This window comes from Roseibium sp. MMSF_3544 (assembly GCF_030732845.1).
In the GTDB taxonomy this organism is placed as follows: Bacteria; Pseudomonadota; Alphaproteobacteria; order Rhizobiales; family Stappiaceae; genus Roseibium.
Genome location: NZ_JASHKA010000041.1, coordinates 1 through 19,463, shown reverse-complemented (window position 1 = coordinate 19,463; position 19,463 = coordinate 1). Strand labels below are relative to the sequence as shown.

Sequence of the window (19,463 nt, the reverse complement as noted above, 5' to 3'; positions counted from 1 at the left end):
TTGTGACATTGGATCTGAATTTATTTGCCAGAAAAACAATAACCAAAAGATCCTTATAGCAAAATAGGAATTTTCTAGAGTTCTTGATTGGTTTGAAGAAAGTTTATCGAAGGTAAAATTCGCAGAAACGACACAATTCTTTCATATGCGGCGTCGCGGTTCTCGTTAGGCTCGCCTCGCTTTGCCGGTTTTTCTCGGCTTGTTGGGGAGTTCCTAAATCATGCGTTTTCTGAAATCCGCCGCGTTCGCGGCTGCTGCACTTGCGCTTTCCATTTCATCGTCGTTCGCCGACACGTTCAAACTGGCCGTCACCGACGTTGAAGGCCTGGAGCGTTTGCAGCTGGAATGGGGACCTTTCAAGGAGGCGCTTGACAGCGCGACCGACCACACGTTCGAGTTCTATCCGGTTACCAGCCGTACCGCGGCCGCAGAAGCCCTTCGGGCAAAGCAGGTTGACTTTGTCGTCACAGGCCCGGCCGAATACATCGTCATCAACAAATTGACGGACGCAACACCGCTGATCGGCCTTGGCCGTCCGGACTATTTTTGCGCAATCGTTGTGCGCGCTGACAGCGGCATTACTCGGCCCGCCGATCTGAAGGGCCAGAAGGTTGCCTTCGGAGACATCGGCTCCACGTCGAACATGCTTTGCCCGATGCAGCTTATGGCCGACTACGGCATCGATCCGGTCAAGGATGTCGACAAGCTGCACACGTCCCGCAACATTGCGCACGAAGCGCTGAAAAAGGGCGAGATCGCGGGCATGGGGACGAACCACAATTCCTGGATCCGTGTGCGCAACAAAGACGACAGCGTGCCGAACGGTTTCTTCCGGATCATCGCACGTTCCGGTGACCTGCCGAACGACATGCTCATGGTCGGCTCCCACATCGACCCGGCGACTGCCGAAGGGGTTCGTGAAGCGATCCTCGATAACAAAGAAGCCATCATCACTGCGATCCTCCAGCATGAGGAAAACGACAAGTATTCCGGCATGGATCTGGTCGCAATCGAAGATGGTGCCTACGACCTCGTCCGGTCCATGTACACCACCGCCGGGTTCCCGCAATACGACAAGTTCATCGGCGAATAATGGCGCAAGCCCAGGTAAATGTCGCCGGCGCGAGCGCGCCGGCGAGACTGCCGACGCCCCTGGCGGCGGGCGTTCGTTGCGACCTCGCTGTCGAGGGGCTCTGCAAGTCCTTTGGAAAAGACAGGGAAGTTCTGCGCGGCGTATCGTTCAAGGTTCACGAACGAGAAGCTGTCGCGCTGATCGGTTCGAACGGTGCGGGAAAGTCGACTGCACTGCGCTGTGCGCTTCGTTTGATCGAACCTGAGGAAGGGGCAGTTCACCTTTTCGACGAAGACATCACGGCAGCGCGCCATCACCGGCTTCGCAAAGTGCGGGCAGAAGTTGGGTTTGTGTTTCAAAAGCACAATCTTGTTCCGCGCGTATCGGCGCTGACCAATGTGATACACGGCAACCTGGGGCGCGCCGGAGGCATACGCGGTTGGTCTCAAATGTTTGCGTCGTCAGAATTGCGCTCGCGGGCCATGGCCTGCCTTGAACGTGTTGGACTTGCCGACCATGCGCTCAAGCGTGCCGATCAGCTTTCGGGAGGACAGTCTCAAAGGGTCGCAATCGCCAGAGCCCTGATGCAGGCGCCGAGAATGATCGTTGCGGATGAACCGGTTGCCAGTCTCGATCCGGTCGCCGGTCACGAGGTCATGGAGCTCTTTCATCAGCTCACCCGCGAAGAAGGCATCACGTTGCTGTTCACCTCTCACAATATCGAGCAAGCGCTCAGCTACTCCGACCGCGTGCTCGCCATCAAGCGCGGCGAGATAGTTCTTGATGCGGCAAGCGCCTCTCTGTCTTCCTCTGATCTGAGCAAACACTATGGCTGACATCAGCGAAACCGGAAGACGGCACTTGCCGGACCGGCTTGAACGGCCAGGCATTTTGCAGTTCATGGCCTATCTGCTGCTCGCGGCCTTCATACTCTGGTCGTTCCAGGGGGCAGGCTGGTCCTTTTCGGCGCTCGTTTCCGGCGGGCCGGCGATGGCCGATTTTCTGTCGCGGGCGTGGCCGCCCTCAACAGAAAGGCTTCCACAGCTCGCTGAGGCGCTGCTCGAAACCTTTCAAATGGCGCTTGCCGGAACGATCATCGGGATCATTGTCAGCCTTCCGCTTGCAATCCTTGCTGCAAAGGGGCTGGCACGGCAGACCTTTATCTCCAGAACCATCTACACCGCGTCACGTCTGCTAATCGCGTTGTTTCGAACTGTCCCGGATCTGGTCTGGGCTCTGGTCTTTGTGATCACGGTTGGGCTGGGTCCCTTTGCCGGGACGCTTGCCATTGCCGTGGACACGATCGGGTTCTGCGGACGCTTCTTTGCCGAGTCCATGGAGGACGTTGAAAAGGGGCCGAGCGAGGCATTGACCGCAGCAGGTGCCGGTAAGGTCGACACGATTTTCTGTGCGGTCGTTCCGGCGGCCATGCCCTCTTTCATCACGACATCGCTGTTTGCCCTTGAAAAGGCCACACGTTCCTCTGTTGTTCTCGGCCTTGTCGGCGCCGGCGGGATAGGGATCGAACTCAAGGTGGCCATGGATTTTTTCGACTATCAGCTCGCAATGACCATCATCCTGATGATTTTCGTGCTGGTGCTCTGTGTTGAACGACTGGGCAGTATTGCCCGCAACAGAATATTGGAAGGATCGCCCCGATGAGCGACACACAGGCTGCAAACGAGACCGCGACCGCGCACTTGGCATGGGACCGGCGATGGCAGACAGAGGAGGGGCGTGCGGACTGGTTGCGCCCGGCTGAAGACGTCTCTCAGCTGATCGAAAAGTTGCAGCAAAACGGACCAATCAAGGCACTGGACCTGGGCTGCGGTGTTGGCCGGCATGCGCTTGCATTCGCTAGAGCAGGCTTTGAAACCCACGCCATGGACCTGTCCGAGGCGGGCCTTGCGCAGCTGGAAAACAGCGCATCTGCGGGCGGGCTTGACATTACGACACATCTGGCCCCGATGACCGAATTGCCGTTTGAAGACAATACTTTCGACTACGTGCTTTCGTTCAACGTAATCTATCACGGTGACCCCGTTGTGGTGCGCAAGTCGGTGTCAGAGATTGCACGCGTCTTGAAGCCCGGAGCTATCTACCAGGGCACGATGCTGTCCAAGCGGAATGTCAATTTCGGTCTGGGGACGGAAGTTGCCGCCGACACATGGGTGCGCGAAGGAGAAGACGACAAGGACCACCCGCACTACTATTGCAGCGCTGGCGAACTGGTCGATCTGTTCGGCGGGTTCGAACTCAGTTACCTGGAAGACAAGGAACACCGCAAACCCGGATCCTGGCATTGGCACATGATTGCGGAATTGAGGCGCAAGGCTGCTTGATCTGTCGCGTGCACTGGCGTTGCGCAGCTACGCCCTGCTGTCGAGCCCGTTGACCTGTGCCCGACGTTTGCCCGTGCTGATCTCACCCAGCTTATCGAGAAGCTGCTCGGGCGGCACGGCCGGGGAATAGAAAAACCCTTGCACGCCGCTGCATCCACGTGTTGCAGCCAGGGACAGTTCGCCGGCCGTTTCCGCACCTTCGGCAATGACCCGTAATCCGAGGCTTTGGCCGAGTCCGACGATTGCCTGGAAGAGCTGTTCCTTTTGCTGGTCTTCGTCCGCCTTGGAGATGAAGACGCGGTCGATCTTCAGTTCCTGGAAGGGAAGGCGATGCAAATAAATCAGGGAGGAATAGCCGGAACCGAAATCGTCGAGGGACAGCTGCACGCCGATTTTCTGTAGAGCCGACAGGATGTCGAGTACCAATTGCTCGCTTGTGTCAACAAAGACGTTTTCTGTCACTTCAAGGCACAGTTTGTGCGGCGGAACGCCATAGGTTTCCAGGACATCCTGCACGTCTTCAGCAAATCGGGGTTGCCGGAACTGGAGCGGAGACACATTCACCGAAACCTGATCGAACTCGAAGCCCTTGCTGATCCAGCTGGCGATCTGGGCGCACGCTTCCTGAAGCACATAGTGGCCGAGTTCTAGGATGAGCCCTGTTTTTTCGGCAACCGGTATGAACTCCGACGGAGGTATGAAGCCGCGCGTTTCGCTTGGCCAGCGAACAAGCGCTTCCAGTCCGATCAGACGCTGGCTGACCGGGCAGATCTGCGGCTGGTAGTGAAGTTTGAGCTGCCGCGTTTTCAGGGCGCTCCTCAGGAGCGTTTCCGTCAGCATCTCGGTTTGAACGCGTTCGTTGAGCGGTGCGGAGAAGAACTCGTACCGGTGACTTTCTTTCTCTTTGGCAGCCCGCAGTGCAAGTCCGGCAACACGGTGAGCTGTTTCGGCGTCTTGTGCATCGCGCGGAAGGAGGGCAACACCGATGCTCGGCTCCACCCGAATTTCCCCTTCAGCAAGCACGAACGGTTCGGACAGCGTCTCGATTGCCTTGATCGCCCGGTTTTTCGCGAGTGATCCGTTACCGTCATTTGGAAGCAGAATACAAAAGTCGTCCGCAGAAATTCTGGCGATCAGAGCGGTTGGGCCGAAGACTTTGGCCAGCCGAGTATAGGACAGGATCAGTACCCGGTTGCCGATTTGCTGCCCGAATGTGTCGTTGACTTTGGAAAATCCGGTAAAGTCGATGTGGAGCAGGGACGCGCTGATTTGATCCTGGTTGGCCTTGCGCAAAATGGTTTTCAGATCGGAAAAATAGCGCCTGCGATTGCCTGCCGTCGTCACGGGGTCGGTATAAGCGAGCTTGTGCAACTTGTCCTGAAGGTCCGTAACGCGTTCCAGCCCGTTTGCCAGATCGCCGATTTCGTCCCCGCGCCCGGTGTGTGGAATTTTCCCGGGTTGTGTTCCGCTTGCAAGTTTGTCTGCAGCACCAGCCAATTGACGCAACGGGCGAAGCTCAAAACGCAGAAAGAGACCGCCAAGAAGGATCACACCGGCGACGATCAGGATCGTGGCAGAGACGATGCGGACGTGATGCCGGTTTTCGGCGACCATCAACTCGTCCAGCCATCCGACGTTGGCCTCGATTGCCCCGAACAAGTTTCCATCGGTGTTCACGATCGGCAGGAAAACGGCCAGCCGAGACCGACCCGCCATCGGGATCGAACCCAGATACGGGACGCCACCCGAAAGATCGGTGTAGGCCGCGTGCCCGGCATGAATGTTGATATCGTTCGTCAGCGCCTCATCGGAACCGGGAAGATTTGGTGTGACTGCTTCGAACGATTGGTCTGCGTCAGACCAAATAAACAGCCTGGCCGCCCCGCCATTGCTGTCTCCGATTGCGCGGACCAGTTGGTGAAGCCTTGCGTCCGTTTTCAGCTCCCGCTCCGGAGCATCTTCGGTCAGTTGAAGCGAGACCGGCTGACCGGTTGCATCGAAGTTTGTCTTAAGAAGCTGCCCGGTTCCGAAAGTCAGCATGGCCGCAGCGGTTCGTGCGGCTCGATCAACCCGTTCGGCCGTGTTTTCCGAGCTGGTTTTGCTGATCTCGGAGTATCCAATCGTCGAAATCAGACCTATGCCACACAGGACCAGCGCCACAAAGACGGCACTGATGCGAATTGCCAGCGAATGTAGACCAAGCCTCTTTTTCGCACTCAATACCAAGTTTCCTCTTGAGGCGTGCGTTTACCATTGAAGCATGACGCTAGTTGTGATTGCCTACGAAATCCTCAACGAGACCTTCAAATTTTCCGGCTATTATATCTTTGGTTGCATTTGCATTCGTCGAAATGTGAATTTGTTTAATAATGTCTTCAATTTATCCGAAAATAGATTAACCAAAAAAAATTTAAAAATATAATTCAATATGATTCGTATTTTTACTTTAATACAATAATTTAATACCGTATAATTTGAAATTATATCTCTATTCTAAGAATTGATTTTGAAATCACCGTTATTGTTGTCTGATAAAGCTGAATTTATACATGAGGTGTCTCGATTTTTGCGTTTTCATGCTGCTGTCTTACGAACTTCAGGGGGAAGGCAGCTGGATGCCATTGGAAAACCGGCGGAAAAGCGGTACGACGGAAAGGCGGGTCCTCATTGGGCAACTGAGCCGCTTGCTGCAACGGGTTTCGGGACGAGTTCTGCTTGATATCTTTCAAACCAGTATTGAACGTGCTCGGGTTTTTGTATGTCGGTCTGGCCACCGCCATGCTCATTCCGGCCATCGTTGATGTCGCCCAGAAAAACGCAGACTGGCAGGCCTTTGTCTTTTCCGCACTTTTGACCGGCATGATCGGAATGCTGCTTTCGCTCGCAGTCGGAGGTTCGCTGCGGGAAGGGCTAGATACCAGGCAGACATTCATTCTGACGACGCTGTCCTGGGCGACGTTGCCCGCTTTCGGTGCCTTGCCGTTCCTCTGGCTCGGTATTGGCTATGCAGATGCGGTCTTCGAGGCGGTTTCCGGCTTTACCACGACGGGCTCGACAGTCTTGACCGGTCTGGACGGGCTGCCGCCCGGACTGCTCGTCTGGCGCTCCATGCTGCAGTGGATGGGCGGCGTTGGTATCATCGTTATGGCCATCGTCCTGCTGCCGTTTCTCAGAATTGGCGGGATGCAGCTCTTTCAGAGTGAGAGTTCCGACCGCTCGGAGAAAATCGTAAGCCGGTCGGTCGAGCTGATCCGACTGATCGGGCTTGCCTACATCTTTTTGACCGTTCTGTGCATTGCCGCATATCTGGCAACCGGAATGGAGCTGTTCGATGCCTTCAATCACGCTCTGACAACGATTGCGACCGGCGGTTATTCAACCCATGACCAGTCATTTGGCTATTTCAAGAACCCGGCGTCCGGTTGGGTCGCGGTCGTTTTCATGATTATCGGTGCGCTGCCTTTCGTTCTGATTATTCAGGCGCTACGCGGCCACCCGTTGCAGCTCTGGCGTGATCCTCAGGTACGCGCCTTGCTCGGTTTTCTGGTGCTGGTGTCGCTCACGCTGACGGTCTATCTCGGCATCAATATGCGCTTTCCCTTCGACGAGGCGTTGCTCAGGGCGACATTCAACGTGGTGTCGATCGTCACGGGAACCGGTTATGCGCTTGGCGATTTTACCCAATGGGGTGCTCCGGTTGTCGGTATTGCGTTCCTGCTGATGTTCGTTGGCGGCTGCACGGGGTCGACTACCGGCGGGATCAAGATATTCCGGTTTCTGGTGTTTTTCGGCACCGTCCGTGCCCATCTGAGGCGCATGGTACGCCCGCACCGCATTGTCTCGGAAGAATATGCGGGAACGCGGCTGACACCGGAACTCTCGTTCTCGGTCCTGGCGTTTCTTGTCGTCTACATGGGGTCGGTCGGCATCATCTCCGTGGCGCTGTCGTTCTTCGATCTGGATCTCGTGACTGCGATTTCCGCCGCAGCAACATCTGTTGGCAATGTCGGCCCGGGGCTCGGTCCGGTCATTGGCCCGGCTGGTCATTTCGCGCCGCTGCCCGACGGTGCCAAGTGGCTTTTGTCGTTTGCGATGCTTGTCGGCCGCCTTGAACTCTTCACCGTTCTGGTTCTGCTCGATCCGGATTTCTGGTCGAAGTAGATCGCGCGCACCTTTGCCTTTTCCCGGATGTAAGGGTCTCTGAAAGATGAAATTTGCAGCACCGCTCGTCAGTGGACGTCTCGTCAAGCGCTACAAACGATTTCTCGCTGATGTTGTTCTCGATGAAGATGGCAATGAAATCACCGCACACTGCGCCAATCCTGGGTCGATGCTCGGTCTGAAGGAACCGGGCTCGCGCGTGTGGCTGTCGCCATCCGACAATCCGAAACGCAAACTGAAGTATTCCTGGGAGGTCATCGAGGCGGACGGGGCTCTTGTCGGCATCAATACAGCCCATCCCAACAAGCTGGTGGAGGAGGCGATCGAGGCCGGGCGTATCGAGGCGCTATCCGGTTACGCTTCGCTTCGCCGCGAAGTGAAATACGGCAAAAACTCACGCATCGACATCCTGCTCGAAGCCAGCGACGGGAAACAGACCTTTGTTGAGGTGAAGAATGTTCACCTGATGCGCGAACAGGGATTGGCCGAGTTTCCCGACAGTGTCACCGCCCGGGGTGCAAAACACCTGGTCGAGCTTGGAGACATGGTTGCAGAGGGACACCGCGCCGCCATGGTGTTTCTGGTTCAACGGCCCGATTGCACAAAGCTCAGCCTGGCGGCGGATATCGATCCGGCCTATGCAAAGGCTTTTGCCGAAGCACGGGATGCCGGTGTGGAAGCTTACGCGATTGGCTGCGACGTGCGGCTTGACGGGATTGATGCCGATAAACCGGTCAAAATCGTCATTGAGTAATACGCTGGCCCGGACTGAATGCGCGGCCGGTTCAATTGCCGAGTAGGGTGCAGGGGCGCTGTGTGTCTTGTGTATCGGCGCTGACCTTCGGCGATACAATTGAGACCCGCGCCGACGCGGTTTGGATAACTCCACTCTCCATCTTGTGCGTGTCAGCAACGAGGCTGACGCAACAAACGGAGATTGGAATGAAACTGAATACACTTCTTGCTGCGGCTGCTGCCGTCACCGTAGGCTTTACCGCCTTGCCGATGACGGCTCAGGCTGCCAACCATGTCGTTGAGTGCGCGGACGGTACCGTTTATGACTTCGGGCCCGATGATGCCATCAGCGCTGAAGTTGCTTGCGCCAACCATGGCGGCATCAAACAAAACCCGCCGTTTGGCGTCTTCAAGGTGAAGCCGAACGGTTCGAATGCCGGTGGCTACACTGTCAAGCGGAGCAGCAACCGCTAAGAGCCCGAGATGGTTCTTTTGCTGACCTTACTTGCGTCTTGGCCGGATCGGCCAAGATCGCAGGGCATCTACCTCAATACATTCTCTTCAGGCCGGTTTTTGCTGATGCGCTTCTTCAATGGCGCTGCGGCCGGCTTCTCTTTTTCAGCTGTGGTGGGGATCAGACCTGCCGCACGACGATCGGTGTTCCGTTTGGAACGCGATTATAGAGATCAATCACGTCCTGGTGCAGCATTCTCACGCATCCAGAAGACACCGCCTTGCCAATAGACCAGGTCGCCGACGTTCCGTGCAGCCGGTAAAGCGTGTCCTTGTTGCCCTCATAAATATATAGCGCGCGTGCGCCCAACGGGTTCTCCAGCCCGGGGTCCATGCCACCGCGATACTTTTCAAGCTTCGGTTCGCGCTCGATCATTTCGGCGGGCGGAAACCATTTTGGCCAGGCCCTTTTGGCGGCGATACGTGCACGGCCGCCCCAGGCAAATCCGGCGCGGCCGATACCGACGCCGTACCGCATTGCCTTGCCGTTATCCATGGTCAGATAAAGAAACCGGTTTGGCGTATCCACGACGATCGTTCCGGCAGGCTCAGACGAGGAATAATCGACAAGTCTTCGGTAATAAACCGGGTCTATTTTGCTGATGTCGACAGCCGGGACCGGATATGGTTCTTCCGGCATCGCCCGGTACATCTGGACAAATTCCGGGGAAAGGGAGTCTTTGGCCTCCGGCGCTTTTGCAACGGCCTGCGACCCGGGCCTCGGTGGAAGCCTGCCTGTGCTGTTACTGGTCTGACACCCGGCGGCAAGCGCCCCGGCAGAACAGGCAAGGAACAGTCGTCTGTTCAGCATTCTTGATCCTGTTCCCTTCACGAAACTGGACTTGCGCAGCGCGCGCGAATACCCCGTTTTATCAGGATTTTTCCGGCAGTAACACGACGGTCAAGTCATCAGCTGGTGATAACCGCAGCCAGCTGGCAGGACCCCGTTGCTCTCCGGCTTACCCGGCCGTGTCTTTCGACAGCGGCGGCTGGAACTGCCAGCCCATGTCCCAAGGGAAATAAATCCAGGTGTCCTGCGAAACTTCGGTGATGAACGTGTCGACCATGGGCACCCCGACCGGCTTGGCGTAGACGGTCGCATAATGCGCCTTGGGAAGCATTTCGCGGACGACTTTCAAGGTCTTTCCTGTGTCGACCAGGTCGTCGATAACAAGAACACCACTGCCTTCTCCGTCTTCCAGATCGATGACCTTGGGGTCGACCGGCTTGATCACCTGGAGCTGACCCTGGTTGTCATAGTCATGATAGGACGCAATACAGACTGTCTCGATGGTCCGGATCCCGAGTTCCCGTGCAACAATACCGGCCGGTACGAGACCGCCACGGGTAATGCACACGATCGCTTTCCATTCGCCTACGCTGGACAGGCGCCATGCCAGCGCGCGGGAGTCACGGTGAAACATGTCCCAGGAGACCGGGAAGGCCTTGTCTTGGGTGGGATTTTCCATTCTTCAATCTCGCTCTTTATGATCCCAGAATGTCAGCAACGGCCTGCGCGACGTCGTCGGCAGCAGCCTTCAGTACGGCTTCGTCGCGGGAACGGATGACGACCTGTGTTGTGAATTTGCCGTCGGATGCGTTCGGATAGGATCCGATGAGTGTGTCCGGATGCGCATCCTGAATCGCGGCGAGGCGATCGGCAATCCGGCTTTCCGGCATGTCGGCAGAGACTGTTTCGGACAGCATCTTCCGGCCTGTTTTGAGTGTCGGTGCAATAGCATCCATCATGGCTTGCATGATTGACGGCACACCCGCCATTACATGCACGTTCTCGATCCGGAAACCGGGCGCCTTGGACACTTTGTTCTCGATGAGGTCGGCGCCCTCCGGAATGCGCGCCATTCTTTGACGCGCCGGTGTGAACTGACCGGGCACATAATGCTTTTCCAGGATGGCGACGGCGCGCGGATCAAGGTTCAGAGGTACGCCGAACGCTGCGGCGACGCTTTCGGCGGTGATGTCGTCGTGCGTCGGTCCGATGCCACCGGAAGTGAAAACGTAGTCGTAGCGGTTTCGCAGTGCGTTGACAGCGCCAACGATCTCGTCCCTTTCGTCAGGAACGACACGTACTTCCTTCAGGTCTATGCCGAGAGAGGTCATATAGTCGGCAACAAAGCCGATGTTCTTGTCTTTGGTGCGGCCCGACAGGATCTCGTCACCGATGACCAGAAACGCAGCGGTTACAACGTCATCTGCCTTCTGACCGCTCATCGTCGAACTCCCTGAAACCTGGATGGGGATTGGCTTTATCGCAGCTTTCCCCGCAGCTCAAGCCAAGAACGGTTCATTGGTCGGGTGTCCAGCCATAAATGTCATCAAAACGTTGTGCCAGCGCTGTCGGCTTCGACAGTTTCAAGACCGTGTCACGGGCCAACGCCATGGGACCTGAATAGTGGAACGTGCGCGCGTTTGTGCGCGAAATGCCCTGGATATGCGCGGCGCGGGGTTTTCGTTCGCGCTCAAATGACCTCAAGGCCGAGGCAATGTTCTGGACATCAGCCGGCAGGTGTTTCGCCAGAATGGCCGCGTCTTCGATCGACATGGCTGCACCTTGTGCCATGAAGGGAAGCATGGCGTGGGCCGCATCGCCCATTAGTGCCACGTGCCCGTGTGACCAGGGACCGGACGCGTCGACGCTGCACAATGCCCATTTGAGCCACTGGTCCGGTGCATTGAGAAGGTTTCTGGTCCCGGCGGGCCAGTCCTTGAAAACGCGCAGCACCGCATCCTTGTCCGCTTCGGCCGACCAGGTTTCGTCACTCCAGTCTTCCTTGGCCAGTGCCACTATGTTGAGCTCGCGGCCACCACGGATCGGATAGTGAACGAGGTGGGAATCCCGGTGCAGCCAAAGACCGGTGTCACGCGTGAACTTCTGGTCAACCTGTTCCATTGGAACCGTAGCACGGTAAGCGACCTGTCCGCTGAATTGTGCATTCTTGTGCGCGGGAATGAGACGCCTGGTTTTTGACCAGACCCCGTCTGCACCGATCAGCGCCTTGCAGTTCAGGTTTCCTGTGTCGTCGCCGCAGCGATAGATACAAACCAGATGGTCGTATGGCGAGGAGGTCAGATCCTTGACCTCGCAGCCGAGCTGGATGGTGATGCCAGGGGTCGCTTGCGCCTTTTCAAGTAAAGCACGCTGAAGGTCAGCACGGTGGATAACCCAGAACGGATTGCCGTGACGCTCCTTGATGTACTTGCCGAGTTCGACACGCGCGAGCTGCTGGCCCGTTTTGCCGGACCATATCCTGAGACCGTCCGGCGCGTAGGCAAAGGGTTCAAGATCGTCCAAAAGGTCGAGTTGACCGAGAACGGAGCAGGCATTCGGGGAAAGCTGGAGACCGGCACCGACTTCGGAAATCTGGCGAGCGCGTTCCAGGACCACGATGTCGTGCCCCTGCTTTTGCAGGGTCAAGGCAGCGGTCAGACCGCCGATGCCGCCACCGGCGATGGCAATAGGGTGGGAAGCTTGGTTTTTGTCGGGCATGGCGCCGCCCTCACTCAGGCGGCTTCAGGTGTCCAGTTGCAGTCGTTCGGCGACGACTCGTCGGCCTTGAGCGTTGGATCGAATTTGTAGAGCGTAGAGCAGTAGGGGCAGACGATTTCGTTTTCGCTCCCCATGTCCAGAAAGATGTGCGGATGATCAAACGGCGGCCGTGCGCCGATGCACATGAACTTGCGTGAGCCGATTGCGACTGAATCGTGTCCGCTGGTGTTCTGAAAATGCGGGACGACCTGATCCGCCATTGTCACATTCCTTTTAAGACTCGCCGGGACCGACTCCCGATACCAAATTTTGGCGACCATATCCATTTGTGAGCGGAAAAGGTAGGGGCCTTAGCGCCGCATTCGGCAATTCGTTCAGGGGTTCGTTTTCTCCTTTGCCAAGCAAGGGCAATCCCCGTAATGTAGAAATCGGTTTGTTTTCCGTTTACGTAAGGGTCAATTCATTTCATGCCGTATGTGGACATTAACGGTGTCGGGATTTCCTATCTCGATGAAGGCGAGGGGGATCCGATCCTGCTCATACACGGATTTGCCTCGAATAAGCAGGTGAACTGGCAGTATCCTGGTTGGATTGACCTTCTGGTTAAGGATGGCCGCCGCGTGATTGCGCTCGACAATCGCGGACATGGCGAGAGCGAGAAACTCTATGATCCGGCAGCCTATGGCGCGCCGCTCATGGCAGAGGATGCCAGAGGTCTTCTGGATTACTTGGAAATCGAGCGCGCGGACGTCATGGGCTACTCGATGGGAGCGCGTATCTCGGCATTTGTGACGCTCAATCACCCGGACCGCGTCAAACGGGCCATTTTCAGCGGCCTCGGCTACGGCATGGTTGCCGGTGTCGGCGACCCTGAACCCATCGCGGCTGCTTTGGAAACCGACCGGATCCAGGACATCAAGGACCGCAATGGCAGGGCTTTCCGGGCGTTTGCGGATCAAACGGGTTCGGACAGACTGGCGCTTGCCGCCTGTATGCGGTCATCCAGGCAGAAAATCAGCGAAGAAGACGTGGCTCGGATCGACAGGCCCGTGCTCGTTGCGGTGGGGACAAAGGACGACATAGCGGGCTCACCGCACAAACTCGCAGATCTGATCCCGCATGCCGAAGTCCTCGAAATACCCGGGCGCGATCATATGGTCGCCGTGGGCGACAAAGTTCACAAGCAAGGTGTTCTGGCGTTTTTGAACAATATCGATGCCTGACGCGAACCCGGTCGCCAACACATGTGCGACCGGTGCGACGAAGCAATGACGAGGAAATGATGGGGCCGAAACGCGTTGAATTTCAGGGCGCTGAAAAGAACAGGCTGATCGCCGACCGGTATGGAGAGGGCAGTCAGCCGGTGCTCATGCTGCATGGCGGTGGACAAACGCGGCATTCCTGGGATGCGGCGGCCGCAAGGATCGCTGACCTTGGGCATCCGGTCTATTCGCTGGACCAGCGCGGGCACGGTGAAAGTGATTGGGTTTCATCCGAAAATTATACCTTCCATGATTTCGGGAGGGACCTTGTGGCGGTGACGCGGCAGATCGTGGCGCTGCACAGGGCAAAGCCGGTTGTTGTTGGTGCGTCTCTCGGCGGGCTTGCCGGTATGTTTGCAGAAGGACAGGAAAGCCCCGGCGGTTTGTCTGCGCTTGTTCTGGTGGACATCACGCCGCGCATGGATATGGGCGGCGTCAGCAAGATCATCGGCTTCATGGGCGATCGGGTCGAGGAAGGCTTTGCGAATGTGGAAGAAGCGGCAGATGCGATTTCGCGCTATTTGCCGAACCGTGCGCGTCCAAGAGATCTATCGGGCCTTTCCAAGAATCTCAGGCTTCATGAAGACGGCCGCTACCGCTGGCACTGGGATCCTGCATTTTTGAAGACACGCCAGCACAATGACAGGAAGCTGTCTGAACAGGTGCAGGCGGACTTGCTGGCAGCCGTCAGCAATCTGTCGCTGCCGGTCCTTCTCATTCGTGGCCGAAACTCCGAGCTCGTGTCTATGGATCATGTCAACGAGTTCCTGGAACAGGTGCCTCATGCCAAGTTCACCGACATTCAGGACGCAGGGCATATGGTTGCCGGCGACCGGAATGACGTGTTTGCATCTGCTGTCGAAGACTTTCTGGTAGAGCTGAAATCAGATGCGGAACTTGCGATGGCGAAAGAATTGATCTGATTCCAGTCGTTTGCGTGCATTTGTTCAGAAATCGAATCCGGGCGAGACAAGTCACCCTTGGTCAATAGCCAGAGAATTCTGGCCGCCTTTTTTCCAAAAACGCGCGACAGCCTTCTTTGTAGTCGGCACTTTCGATGCAGCGTTCGGCGTCCGCGCGATGGCGTTCCAGGTCTCCGGCAGCAGATGATTGGGAGAGATGGTTCACGGCCTGTTTTGCGGCCCTGATCGAAAGCGGTGCGTTCGTGCTGATCGTTGAACAGAGTGCCTCGATACGAGCCTCCAGGCCGTCCGGTTCCACGATTTCGTTAATCAAGCCCATTTGAAAAGCTGCATCTGCGGAGAACCGGTCCCCGGTGAACAGGATGCGCTTGGCGTCGGACGGCGAGACTGCCTCCAAAAGATCGGTCAGCGCATCCGGCGGATAGGCCAGTCCAAGTTTTGCTGCCGGAATTCCGAAGAAGGCTGTCTTTGAGGCAATGCGCAAGTCACAGGCAAGGGCAACACCGAGACCGCCGCCGAGGCAGGGGCCTTCAATTGCGGCGATGACGGGCCCCGGGAAGGATTTGAGGGCCTTGAAGGCGGCAACATTTATGGCGTCATAGTGCATTGCAGCTTCAGGTGTGGAACGGGTTGCCTCGAATTCGGCGATATCCGCGCCTGCGCAAAAGCATGTGCTGCCCGCGCCTTTGACCACACAAATTCGAACATCCGGCAGAGCATTTATTTGATCGATCAACGCGGGAATGCGTTCCCAGGCGGCGCGGGACAGTGCATTTTTGCGCTCCGGCGCATTCAGCAGGATCTCAGCGATCCGGCCGCGCACGTTCAGGAGCGGGTTGTCCGTGGTCGTATCCTTGTCACCGGCATCTTGCATGATTGGTCCTCAAAACTTGATCGATAGGCCACACACCGCTGGAAATCTAAGTGTTTTTAGATTTCATAAAGAGGCTTCATATCTGATATCAGCAAGTTTCATTTTGGAAAATCAGACGACAGTCCTATCTTAGGGCTAACTTTTTGGCGGCTTGAAAAGGAGACAGCCCATGTCGGCACCGATTACCAAGCCCGGCGTAGAGCGCGTTCCAACCCACGACCCGGTCTGGCAGCAGTTGCGGGAAGAGGCCCAGCAGATGGTGTCTGCCGAACCTGCTTTGTCTTCCTTTGTCTATGAGACCGTTCTCAATCACGACAGCCTGGAAGAAGCGGTTTTGCACCGCCTTGGAGACCGGCTCGGACGCGACATCGTTTCTGCCTCTCTGATCCGCCAGACTTATCTGGAAGCATTGGCAGACGAACCGGACCTCGCCAAGATCTTCCGCGTCGACATTGTTGCCGTGTTTGACCGCGACCCGGCATGCTTCCGTTACCTGGAACCGGTTCTTTATTTCAAAGGTTTCCATGGCCTGCAGACGCACCGCCTTGCCAATTGGCTGTGGCGACGGGGGCGCAAGGATTTTGCGCTTTATCTGCAGAGCAGGGCGTCTGAGGTCTTCCAGATTGATATCCACCCGGCCGTTCCTGTCGGGCGCGGCATATTTATCGACCATGGCACAGGTATCGTCGTGGGCGGCACGGCATCGATCGGCGATGACGTTTCGATCCTTCAGGGTGTCACGCTCGGTGGCACTGGCAAGGAAGACGGCGACCGTCATCCCAAGATCCGCCACGGTGTTCTGATCGGCGCCGGAGCCAAGATCCTCGGCAATCTGGAAATCGGCCATTGCTCACGGATAGCGGCTGGATCGGTCGTCCTTGCCGATGTTCCGGAAAATACGACCGTTGCTGGGGTTCCTGCCAGGATTGTCGGCAAGGCGGGATGCCCGGAACCGGCGCGCAGCATGAACCAGCTATTGGGTGATGACTGAGCTTTAATCTGCCGGACAAGGAAGCGGGGGAAAGTTTGCGGAAAGGGTTTGGCATTTAGGACTGGTCTTATACGGTCCACGCGACTAAATAGCAGTCGTCATTGATAAGGAGTGCGCCGTGAAACCCGATGAAATCCGCAAGATCGAAGCTTACCTGCGCATGAAGTTCGAATTGCCCAGCCTTCAGGTCCGGGCTCGCCCGCGTAAAGACGATTCTGCGGAAGTCTATATCGGCGAGGAATTCATCGGGGTCATCTTCCGCGATGATGAGGACGACGATCTGAGCTGGAATTTTCAGATGGCTATCCTCGAGATCGATTTGGACGAAGTCTGAGGACCAGGCCACGTTTTGTGACGTTGAAAGGGCGGTTACCCGGTTTGGGGCCGCCTTTTTTACGTCGATTGCTCCGCCTGACGGAAGTCTGTGACCTTCTGGATGATTTCTCCGTCGATCCGGCGCCAGTCATGCAATAAATCCTGGTCGAAGCGGTACCGGAGTGCCAGCCCCGATGCGAGCACGATTGCCCGGTGACAGGTTGCCTCTCTACCGGTTTTTTTCCGGAGGCAGCGTGCGATAAAGCCATTTCGCTGTGAGGGATCGTAGACGATCAGATCCCGGCCGGATGAGCCTCTCGGCGACAAGGTGAGTATCTTGAGACCGCCAGGTCCGCTGGTTTCGCCTCCGCGTGCCAGCCTGCGGTAAAACGGATCGAGCCGCGCGCGCATGTTTTCGCGACCGGGACTGTGTTCAAGCTCAACCAGGATTTCGCTGCCACCAGCGCCGAGAACACCTGAAATACCCTGAGAGCCGGGAACCGCGAGACCGGGCCAGGTCATTGAAAGGTGCAGCGACGAAAATGGCTTGATGCCGTCCTGCGCCTGAAGTCTTTGCCTGTGCGATTTGATGTATCCAAGCGGCAGCCGGAAGTCTGCACCGCCAATGGTCAGGTCGACAGGTCCTCTCTTTTGGAAAAACGTGGAGCGCGTGTCCCAGGTGCCGGTCCAATATGTCGCGCGTTCTGCGATGTGGGCGCTTCCGAGGACGAGCATGGCGATCGCAAGCAGCCTGAAACGGCGCGGGTTTGCGTTGCTCGGCGCCGGAAGCGAGACCGGGATCACCTCAAGGCCTCCGTTAGCTGGCGTGCCCTGTTTCGGGACACTATGTCCCGAAACGGAACAAGTGTTCCTCTTGCGGGTGTCCCGCTGTGTGACCTGTGCGGCCTGAAGTGCAGTATTTTGCCCATTTGCCCGTCCGGCACAGTCTTTGCAATTGACCGTTTAGTAATTGTTAATCACTTTCACGGTGAAGTTGTTAATAAGGGGTTAACGGGCGTGTTCTTCGATCTTCTTCTCGTTGGATATATAGCGAGCGCAGGTTTTGTAGCCGCGGGAGTTCTCGGCAGCCTTTATCAGCTTGTCACAAAGGAACCGCCGCGATTCAGCTTTTCCGGCGAAAATATTCTGTCCTTTATGGTCGAAATCTTCTTATGTGTATTTGCGGGCCCCTTCATCATCATGCGCAATGCCATTCGGGGCCGCCGGATTGAAAAACGGCCGCTTGGGTGGCTGCTCGCATCTTCCACGATTGCGGGTATGTGGAGCATGTGTTCCGGTATCATGGTCATGAACGTCGCGCTCATTGTCGCCGGCTACGGTTGAGGTTCCATGTCTGTCTTTCAGCTTGACGGCCGCAGGCCGCGTTTTCCCGAAAGCGGCGACTACTGGATCGCTCCGAACGCCACGCTGATCGGCGATATTCGCCTGGACGATGAGGCGAGTGTCTGGTTTGGCGCCATTCTGAGAGGCGACAATGAACCGGTAATTGTCGGTGCGCGCTCCAATGTTCAAGACGGCTGCGTCTTCCACACGGATATGGGCTTTCCGCTCACGATCGGCGCCGACTGTACGATCGGACACAACGCGATCCTGCATGGCTGCACGATCAAGGACAATTCGTTGATCGGGATGGGGGCAACCGTATTGAACGGTGCCGTTATCGGCTCGAACTGTATTGTCGGGGCCAATGCGCTGATCGGCGAAGGCAAGGAGATTCCGGACAATTCTCTCGTTGTCGGTGTGCCGGGCAAGGTAATCCGGACACTGCCGGATGAGGCAGCGGACAACATCCGCAATTCTGCACAGGGGTATGTCAGGAACTGGCGCCGCTACAAGGCGGGCCTGTCGGACGCCTGAAACTGCTCAAATTCTGAAGCGATCGGGAAAAGGCGGGAACCGGTCAGCGGGGGCTGGCCGGTTCCCTGGATCCGGTCGTGGTAGGGATGGGGAGGGTGGGGACGCGACCGGATCGTCCAGACGGCTCCCGAAGAAGCCGATCCCTATCCTTATTCTTATTGGGACACGCTGCTGACAGTGGTCACGCGGGTGTCGGAAATGCCTGTCCACTTGACGGGCGAGCGCGCCGACTGGCGCTTGATGTAGCGGTAGGGGGTCGAGTACCAGGGCAGGACCGCCTCGATCTGGTTGTCGAGGATCATGTCGCCGTGATCGGTTCTGACCGTCAGGACCGCGTGACCCGAATTCTGGACATCCTTTGCCACGGTGATGAGCAGAGCACTTTTCGGCCAGCCGGCTTCGATCAGGATGCGCTGCTTTTCCAGAACGTACTCCTCGCAGTCGCCATATCCGTTAACCGGGTAGGACCAGTGCTCAAGCTTGCCGAAGAGATCCTCGTCGGTCATCGGGCGGATACGCTGGTTGACCTCCGCATTGATGGCGATCAGCTGGTTCCAGCGCGCTTCATTGAGCTTGACCACAACCGGCTGATACTGCTCTTTCGGGCAAGCCCAGCTGTTGTCGCGGCAAAACTGCTTGTGGCCGATCGGCGCTTTCGTGGCCGTCTTCATTTCCATGAAGCGTCCGGGATCAGCCATCGCCGGAGCTCCGGTGACAACTCCAGTGACCGCGATTGCTGCAGCGAAAAGTAGTCTTTCAAGTAAATTCATCGTAACGCCCTCCCCAAGGCTGGCGATACAATGACTCAATGCTTTTTACTTCGCGAAAAACTCCGAAGTAAAATCTAATTTATACTTAAATTTATTTTGAATTACATTTGATTCAAATG

At 56.8% G+C, this 19,463-nt stretch carries 22 protein-coding genes; 13 read left to right on the top strand and 9 right to left on the bottom strand.

Translation table 11 applies throughout. The features are described 5' to 3' along the window. The first annotated feature begins 220 nt into the window (after positions 1-220). From RBB47_RS29990 to RBB47_RS29975, 4 genes are read left to right on the top strand one after another with little or no spacing between them, the layout of a single operon-like run. Positions 221-1,093 carry a phosphate/phosphite/phosphonate ABC transporter substrate-binding protein gene (locus RBB47_RS29990; RefSeq protein WP_305989609.1) on the top strand — a complete coding sequence of 291 codons (873 nt, stop codon included), beginning with the start codon at positions 221-223 and terminating at the stop codon, positions 1,091-1,093. Next, positions 1,093-1,908, top strand: a complete 816-nt coding sequence (gene phnC / locus RBB47_RS29985; protein ID WP_305989608.1) for a phosphonate ABC transporter ATP-binding protein — start codon at positions 1,093-1,095, stop codon at positions 1,906-1,908. Before RBB47_RS29990 ends, phnC begins: the two co-directional genes overlap by 1 nt. After that, on the top strand, positions 1,901-2,734 hold the full coding sequence (gene phnE, locus RBB47_RS29980; protein WP_305989607.1) for a phosphonate ABC transporter, permease protein PhnE: 834 nt from the start codon (positions 1,901-1,903) through the stop codon (positions 2,732-2,734). The genes phnC and phnE overlap by 8 nt, the downstream gene beginning before the upstream one ends. Next, positions 2,731-3,414 (top strand): class I SAM-dependent methyltransferase, encoded by a 684-nt coding sequence (locus tag RBB47_RS29975; RefSeq protein WP_305989606.1) that lies wholly within the window; start codon positions 2,731-2,733, stop codon positions 3,412-3,414. Before phnE ends, RBB47_RS29975 begins: the two co-directional genes overlap by 4 nt. A 27-nt stretch (positions 3,415-3,441) precedes the next feature. On the opposite strand, the gene RBB47_RS29970 is transcribed toward RBB47_RS29975, so the two are convergent. Then, complete coding sequence (locus tag RBB47_RS29970) at positions 3,442-5,634, bottom strand: bifunctional diguanylate cyclase/phosphodiesterase (protein ID WP_305989605.1); 2,193 nt, start codon at positions 5,632-5,634, stop codon at positions 3,442-3,444. Positions 5,635-6,150: 516 nt separating this feature from the next. On the opposite strand from RBB47_RS29970, the gene RBB47_RS29965 reads away from it, so the two are divergent. The 3 genes from RBB47_RS29965 to RBB47_RS29955 all read left to right on the top strand — a co-directional run bounded on the left by RBB47_RS29965 (position 6,151) and on the right by RBB47_RS29955 (position 8,784). Beyond that, entirely contained in the window at positions 6,151-7,575 is a 1,425-nt protein-coding gene (locus RBB47_RS29965) for a TrkH family potassium uptake protein (protein ID WP_305989626.1), read from the top strand. A 46-nt stretch (positions 7,576-7,621) separates the two neighbouring features. Next, entirely contained in the window at positions 7,622-8,329 is a 708-nt protein-coding gene (sfsA, locus tag RBB47_RS29960; RefSeq protein ID WP_305989604.1) for a DNA/RNA nuclease SfsA, read from the top strand. A 188-nt stretch (positions 8,330-8,517) separates the two neighbouring features. Further along, positions 8,518-8,784, top strand: coding sequence for a hypothetical protein (locus RBB47_RS29955; protein WP_305989603.1), 267 nt, complete (start codon positions 8,518-8,520; stop codon positions 8,782-8,784). A 160-nt stretch (positions 8,785-8,944) separates the two neighbouring features. On the opposite strand, the gene RBB47_RS29950 is transcribed toward RBB47_RS29955, so the two are convergent. The 5 genes from RBB47_RS29950 to RBB47_RS29930 form a co-directional block, all read right to left on the bottom strand. Next, a complete protein-coding gene (locus RBB47_RS29950; RefSeq protein WP_305989602.1) occupies positions 8,945-9,634 on the bottom strand; it encodes a L,D-transpeptidase in 690 nt (229 codons plus the stop codon). 148 nt (positions 9,635-9,782) lie between these two features. Next, positions 9,783-10,292 (bottom strand): xanthine phosphoribosyltransferase, encoded by a 510-nt coding sequence (gpt, locus tag RBB47_RS29945; RefSeq protein WP_305989601.1) that lies wholly within the window; start codon positions 10,290-10,292, stop codon positions 9,783-9,785. 16 nt (positions 10,293-10,308) lie between these two features. Further along, entirely contained in the window at positions 10,309-11,055 is a 747-nt protein-coding gene (locus tag RBB47_RS29940) for a competence/damage-inducible protein A (protein ID WP_305989600.1), read from the bottom strand. A 73-nt stretch (positions 11,056-11,128) separates the two neighbouring features. Then, positions 11,129-12,331 (bottom strand): FAD-dependent monooxygenase, encoded by a 1,203-nt coding sequence (locus RBB47_RS29935; RefSeq protein ID WP_305989599.1) that lies wholly within the window; start codon positions 12,329-12,331, stop codon positions 11,129-11,131. 14 nt (positions 12,332-12,345) lie between these two features. Beyond that, positions 12,346-12,591, bottom strand: a complete 246-nt coding sequence (locus RBB47_RS29930) for a zinc-finger domain-containing protein (protein ID WP_305989598.1) — start codon at positions 12,589-12,591, stop codon at positions 12,346-12,348. 207 nt (positions 12,592-12,798) lie between these two features. Here RBB47_RS29930 and RBB47_RS29925 point away from each other — a divergent pair, with 207 nt between their 5' ends. Beyond that, entirely contained in the window at positions 12,799-13,554 is a 756-nt protein-coding gene (locus tag RBB47_RS29925; RefSeq protein ID WP_305989597.1) for an alpha/beta fold hydrolase, read from the top strand. 59 nt (positions 13,555-13,613) lie between these two features. Continuing rightward, positions 13,614-14,516, top strand: a complete 903-nt coding sequence (locus RBB47_RS29920) for an alpha/beta fold hydrolase (RefSeq protein ID WP_305989625.1) — start codon at positions 13,614-13,616, stop codon at positions 14,514-14,516. Positions 14,517-14,577: 61 nt separating this feature from the next. Here RBB47_RS29920 and RBB47_RS29915 read toward each other — a convergent pair whose 3' ends face one another. Continuing rightward, the gene (locus RBB47_RS29915; protein ID WP_305989596.1) at positions 14,578-15,390 is read right to left on the bottom strand and encodes an enoyl-CoA hydratase-related protein; all 813 of its coding nucleotides are present in this window, start codon (positions 15,388-15,390) and stop codon (positions 14,578-14,580) included. A 169-nt stretch (positions 15,391-15,559) separates the two neighbouring features. On the opposite strand from RBB47_RS29915, the gene cysE reads away from it, so the two are divergent. Together cysE and RBB47_RS29905 are read left to right on the top strand one after the other, a co-directional pair. Then, positions 15,560-16,381 (top strand): serine O-acetyltransferase, encoded by an 822-nt coding sequence (cysE, locus tag RBB47_RS29910; protein WP_305989595.1) that lies wholly within the window; start codon positions 15,560-15,562, stop codon positions 16,379-16,381. A gap of 118 nt (positions 16,382-16,499) precedes the next feature. Continuing rightward, positions 16,500-16,715: a DUF3126 family protein gene (locus tag RBB47_RS29905; protein WP_305989594.1), complete on the top strand. Its 216-nt coding sequence runs from the start codon at positions 16,500-16,502 to the stop codon at positions 16,713-16,715. A 59-nt stretch (positions 16,716-16,774) separates the two neighbouring features. On the opposite strand, the gene RBB47_RS29900 is transcribed toward RBB47_RS29905, so the two are convergent. After that, the gene (locus tag RBB47_RS29900) at positions 16,775-17,500 is read right to left on the bottom strand and encodes a hypothetical protein (protein WP_305989593.1); all 726 of its coding nucleotides are present in this window, start codon (positions 17,498-17,500) and stop codon (positions 16,775-16,777) included. 42 nt (positions 17,501-17,542) lie between these two features. Between RBB47_RS29900 and RBB47_RS29895 the strand changes: the two genes are divergently transcribed. After that, positions 17,543-18,040: a hypothetical protein gene (locus RBB47_RS29895; protein ID WP_305989592.1), complete on the top strand. Its 498-nt coding sequence runs from the start codon at positions 17,543-17,545 to the stop codon at positions 18,038-18,040. Positions 18,041-18,046: 6 nt separating this feature from the next. Then, positions 18,047-18,574 (top strand): gamma carbonic anhydrase family protein, encoded by a 528-nt coding sequence (locus RBB47_RS29890; RefSeq protein ID WP_305989591.1) that lies wholly within the window; start codon positions 18,047-18,049, stop codon positions 18,572-18,574. 155 nt (positions 18,575-18,729) lie between these two features. Here the strand turns inward: RBB47_RS29890 and RBB47_RS29885 are convergent, their stop codons facing one another. Beyond that, positions 18,730-19,344, bottom strand: a complete 615-nt coding sequence (locus tag RBB47_RS29885) for a transglutaminase-like cysteine peptidase (RefSeq protein ID WP_371932872.1) — start codon at positions 19,342-19,344, stop codon at positions 18,730-18,732. Positions 19,345-19,463 lie beyond the last annotated feature (119 nt).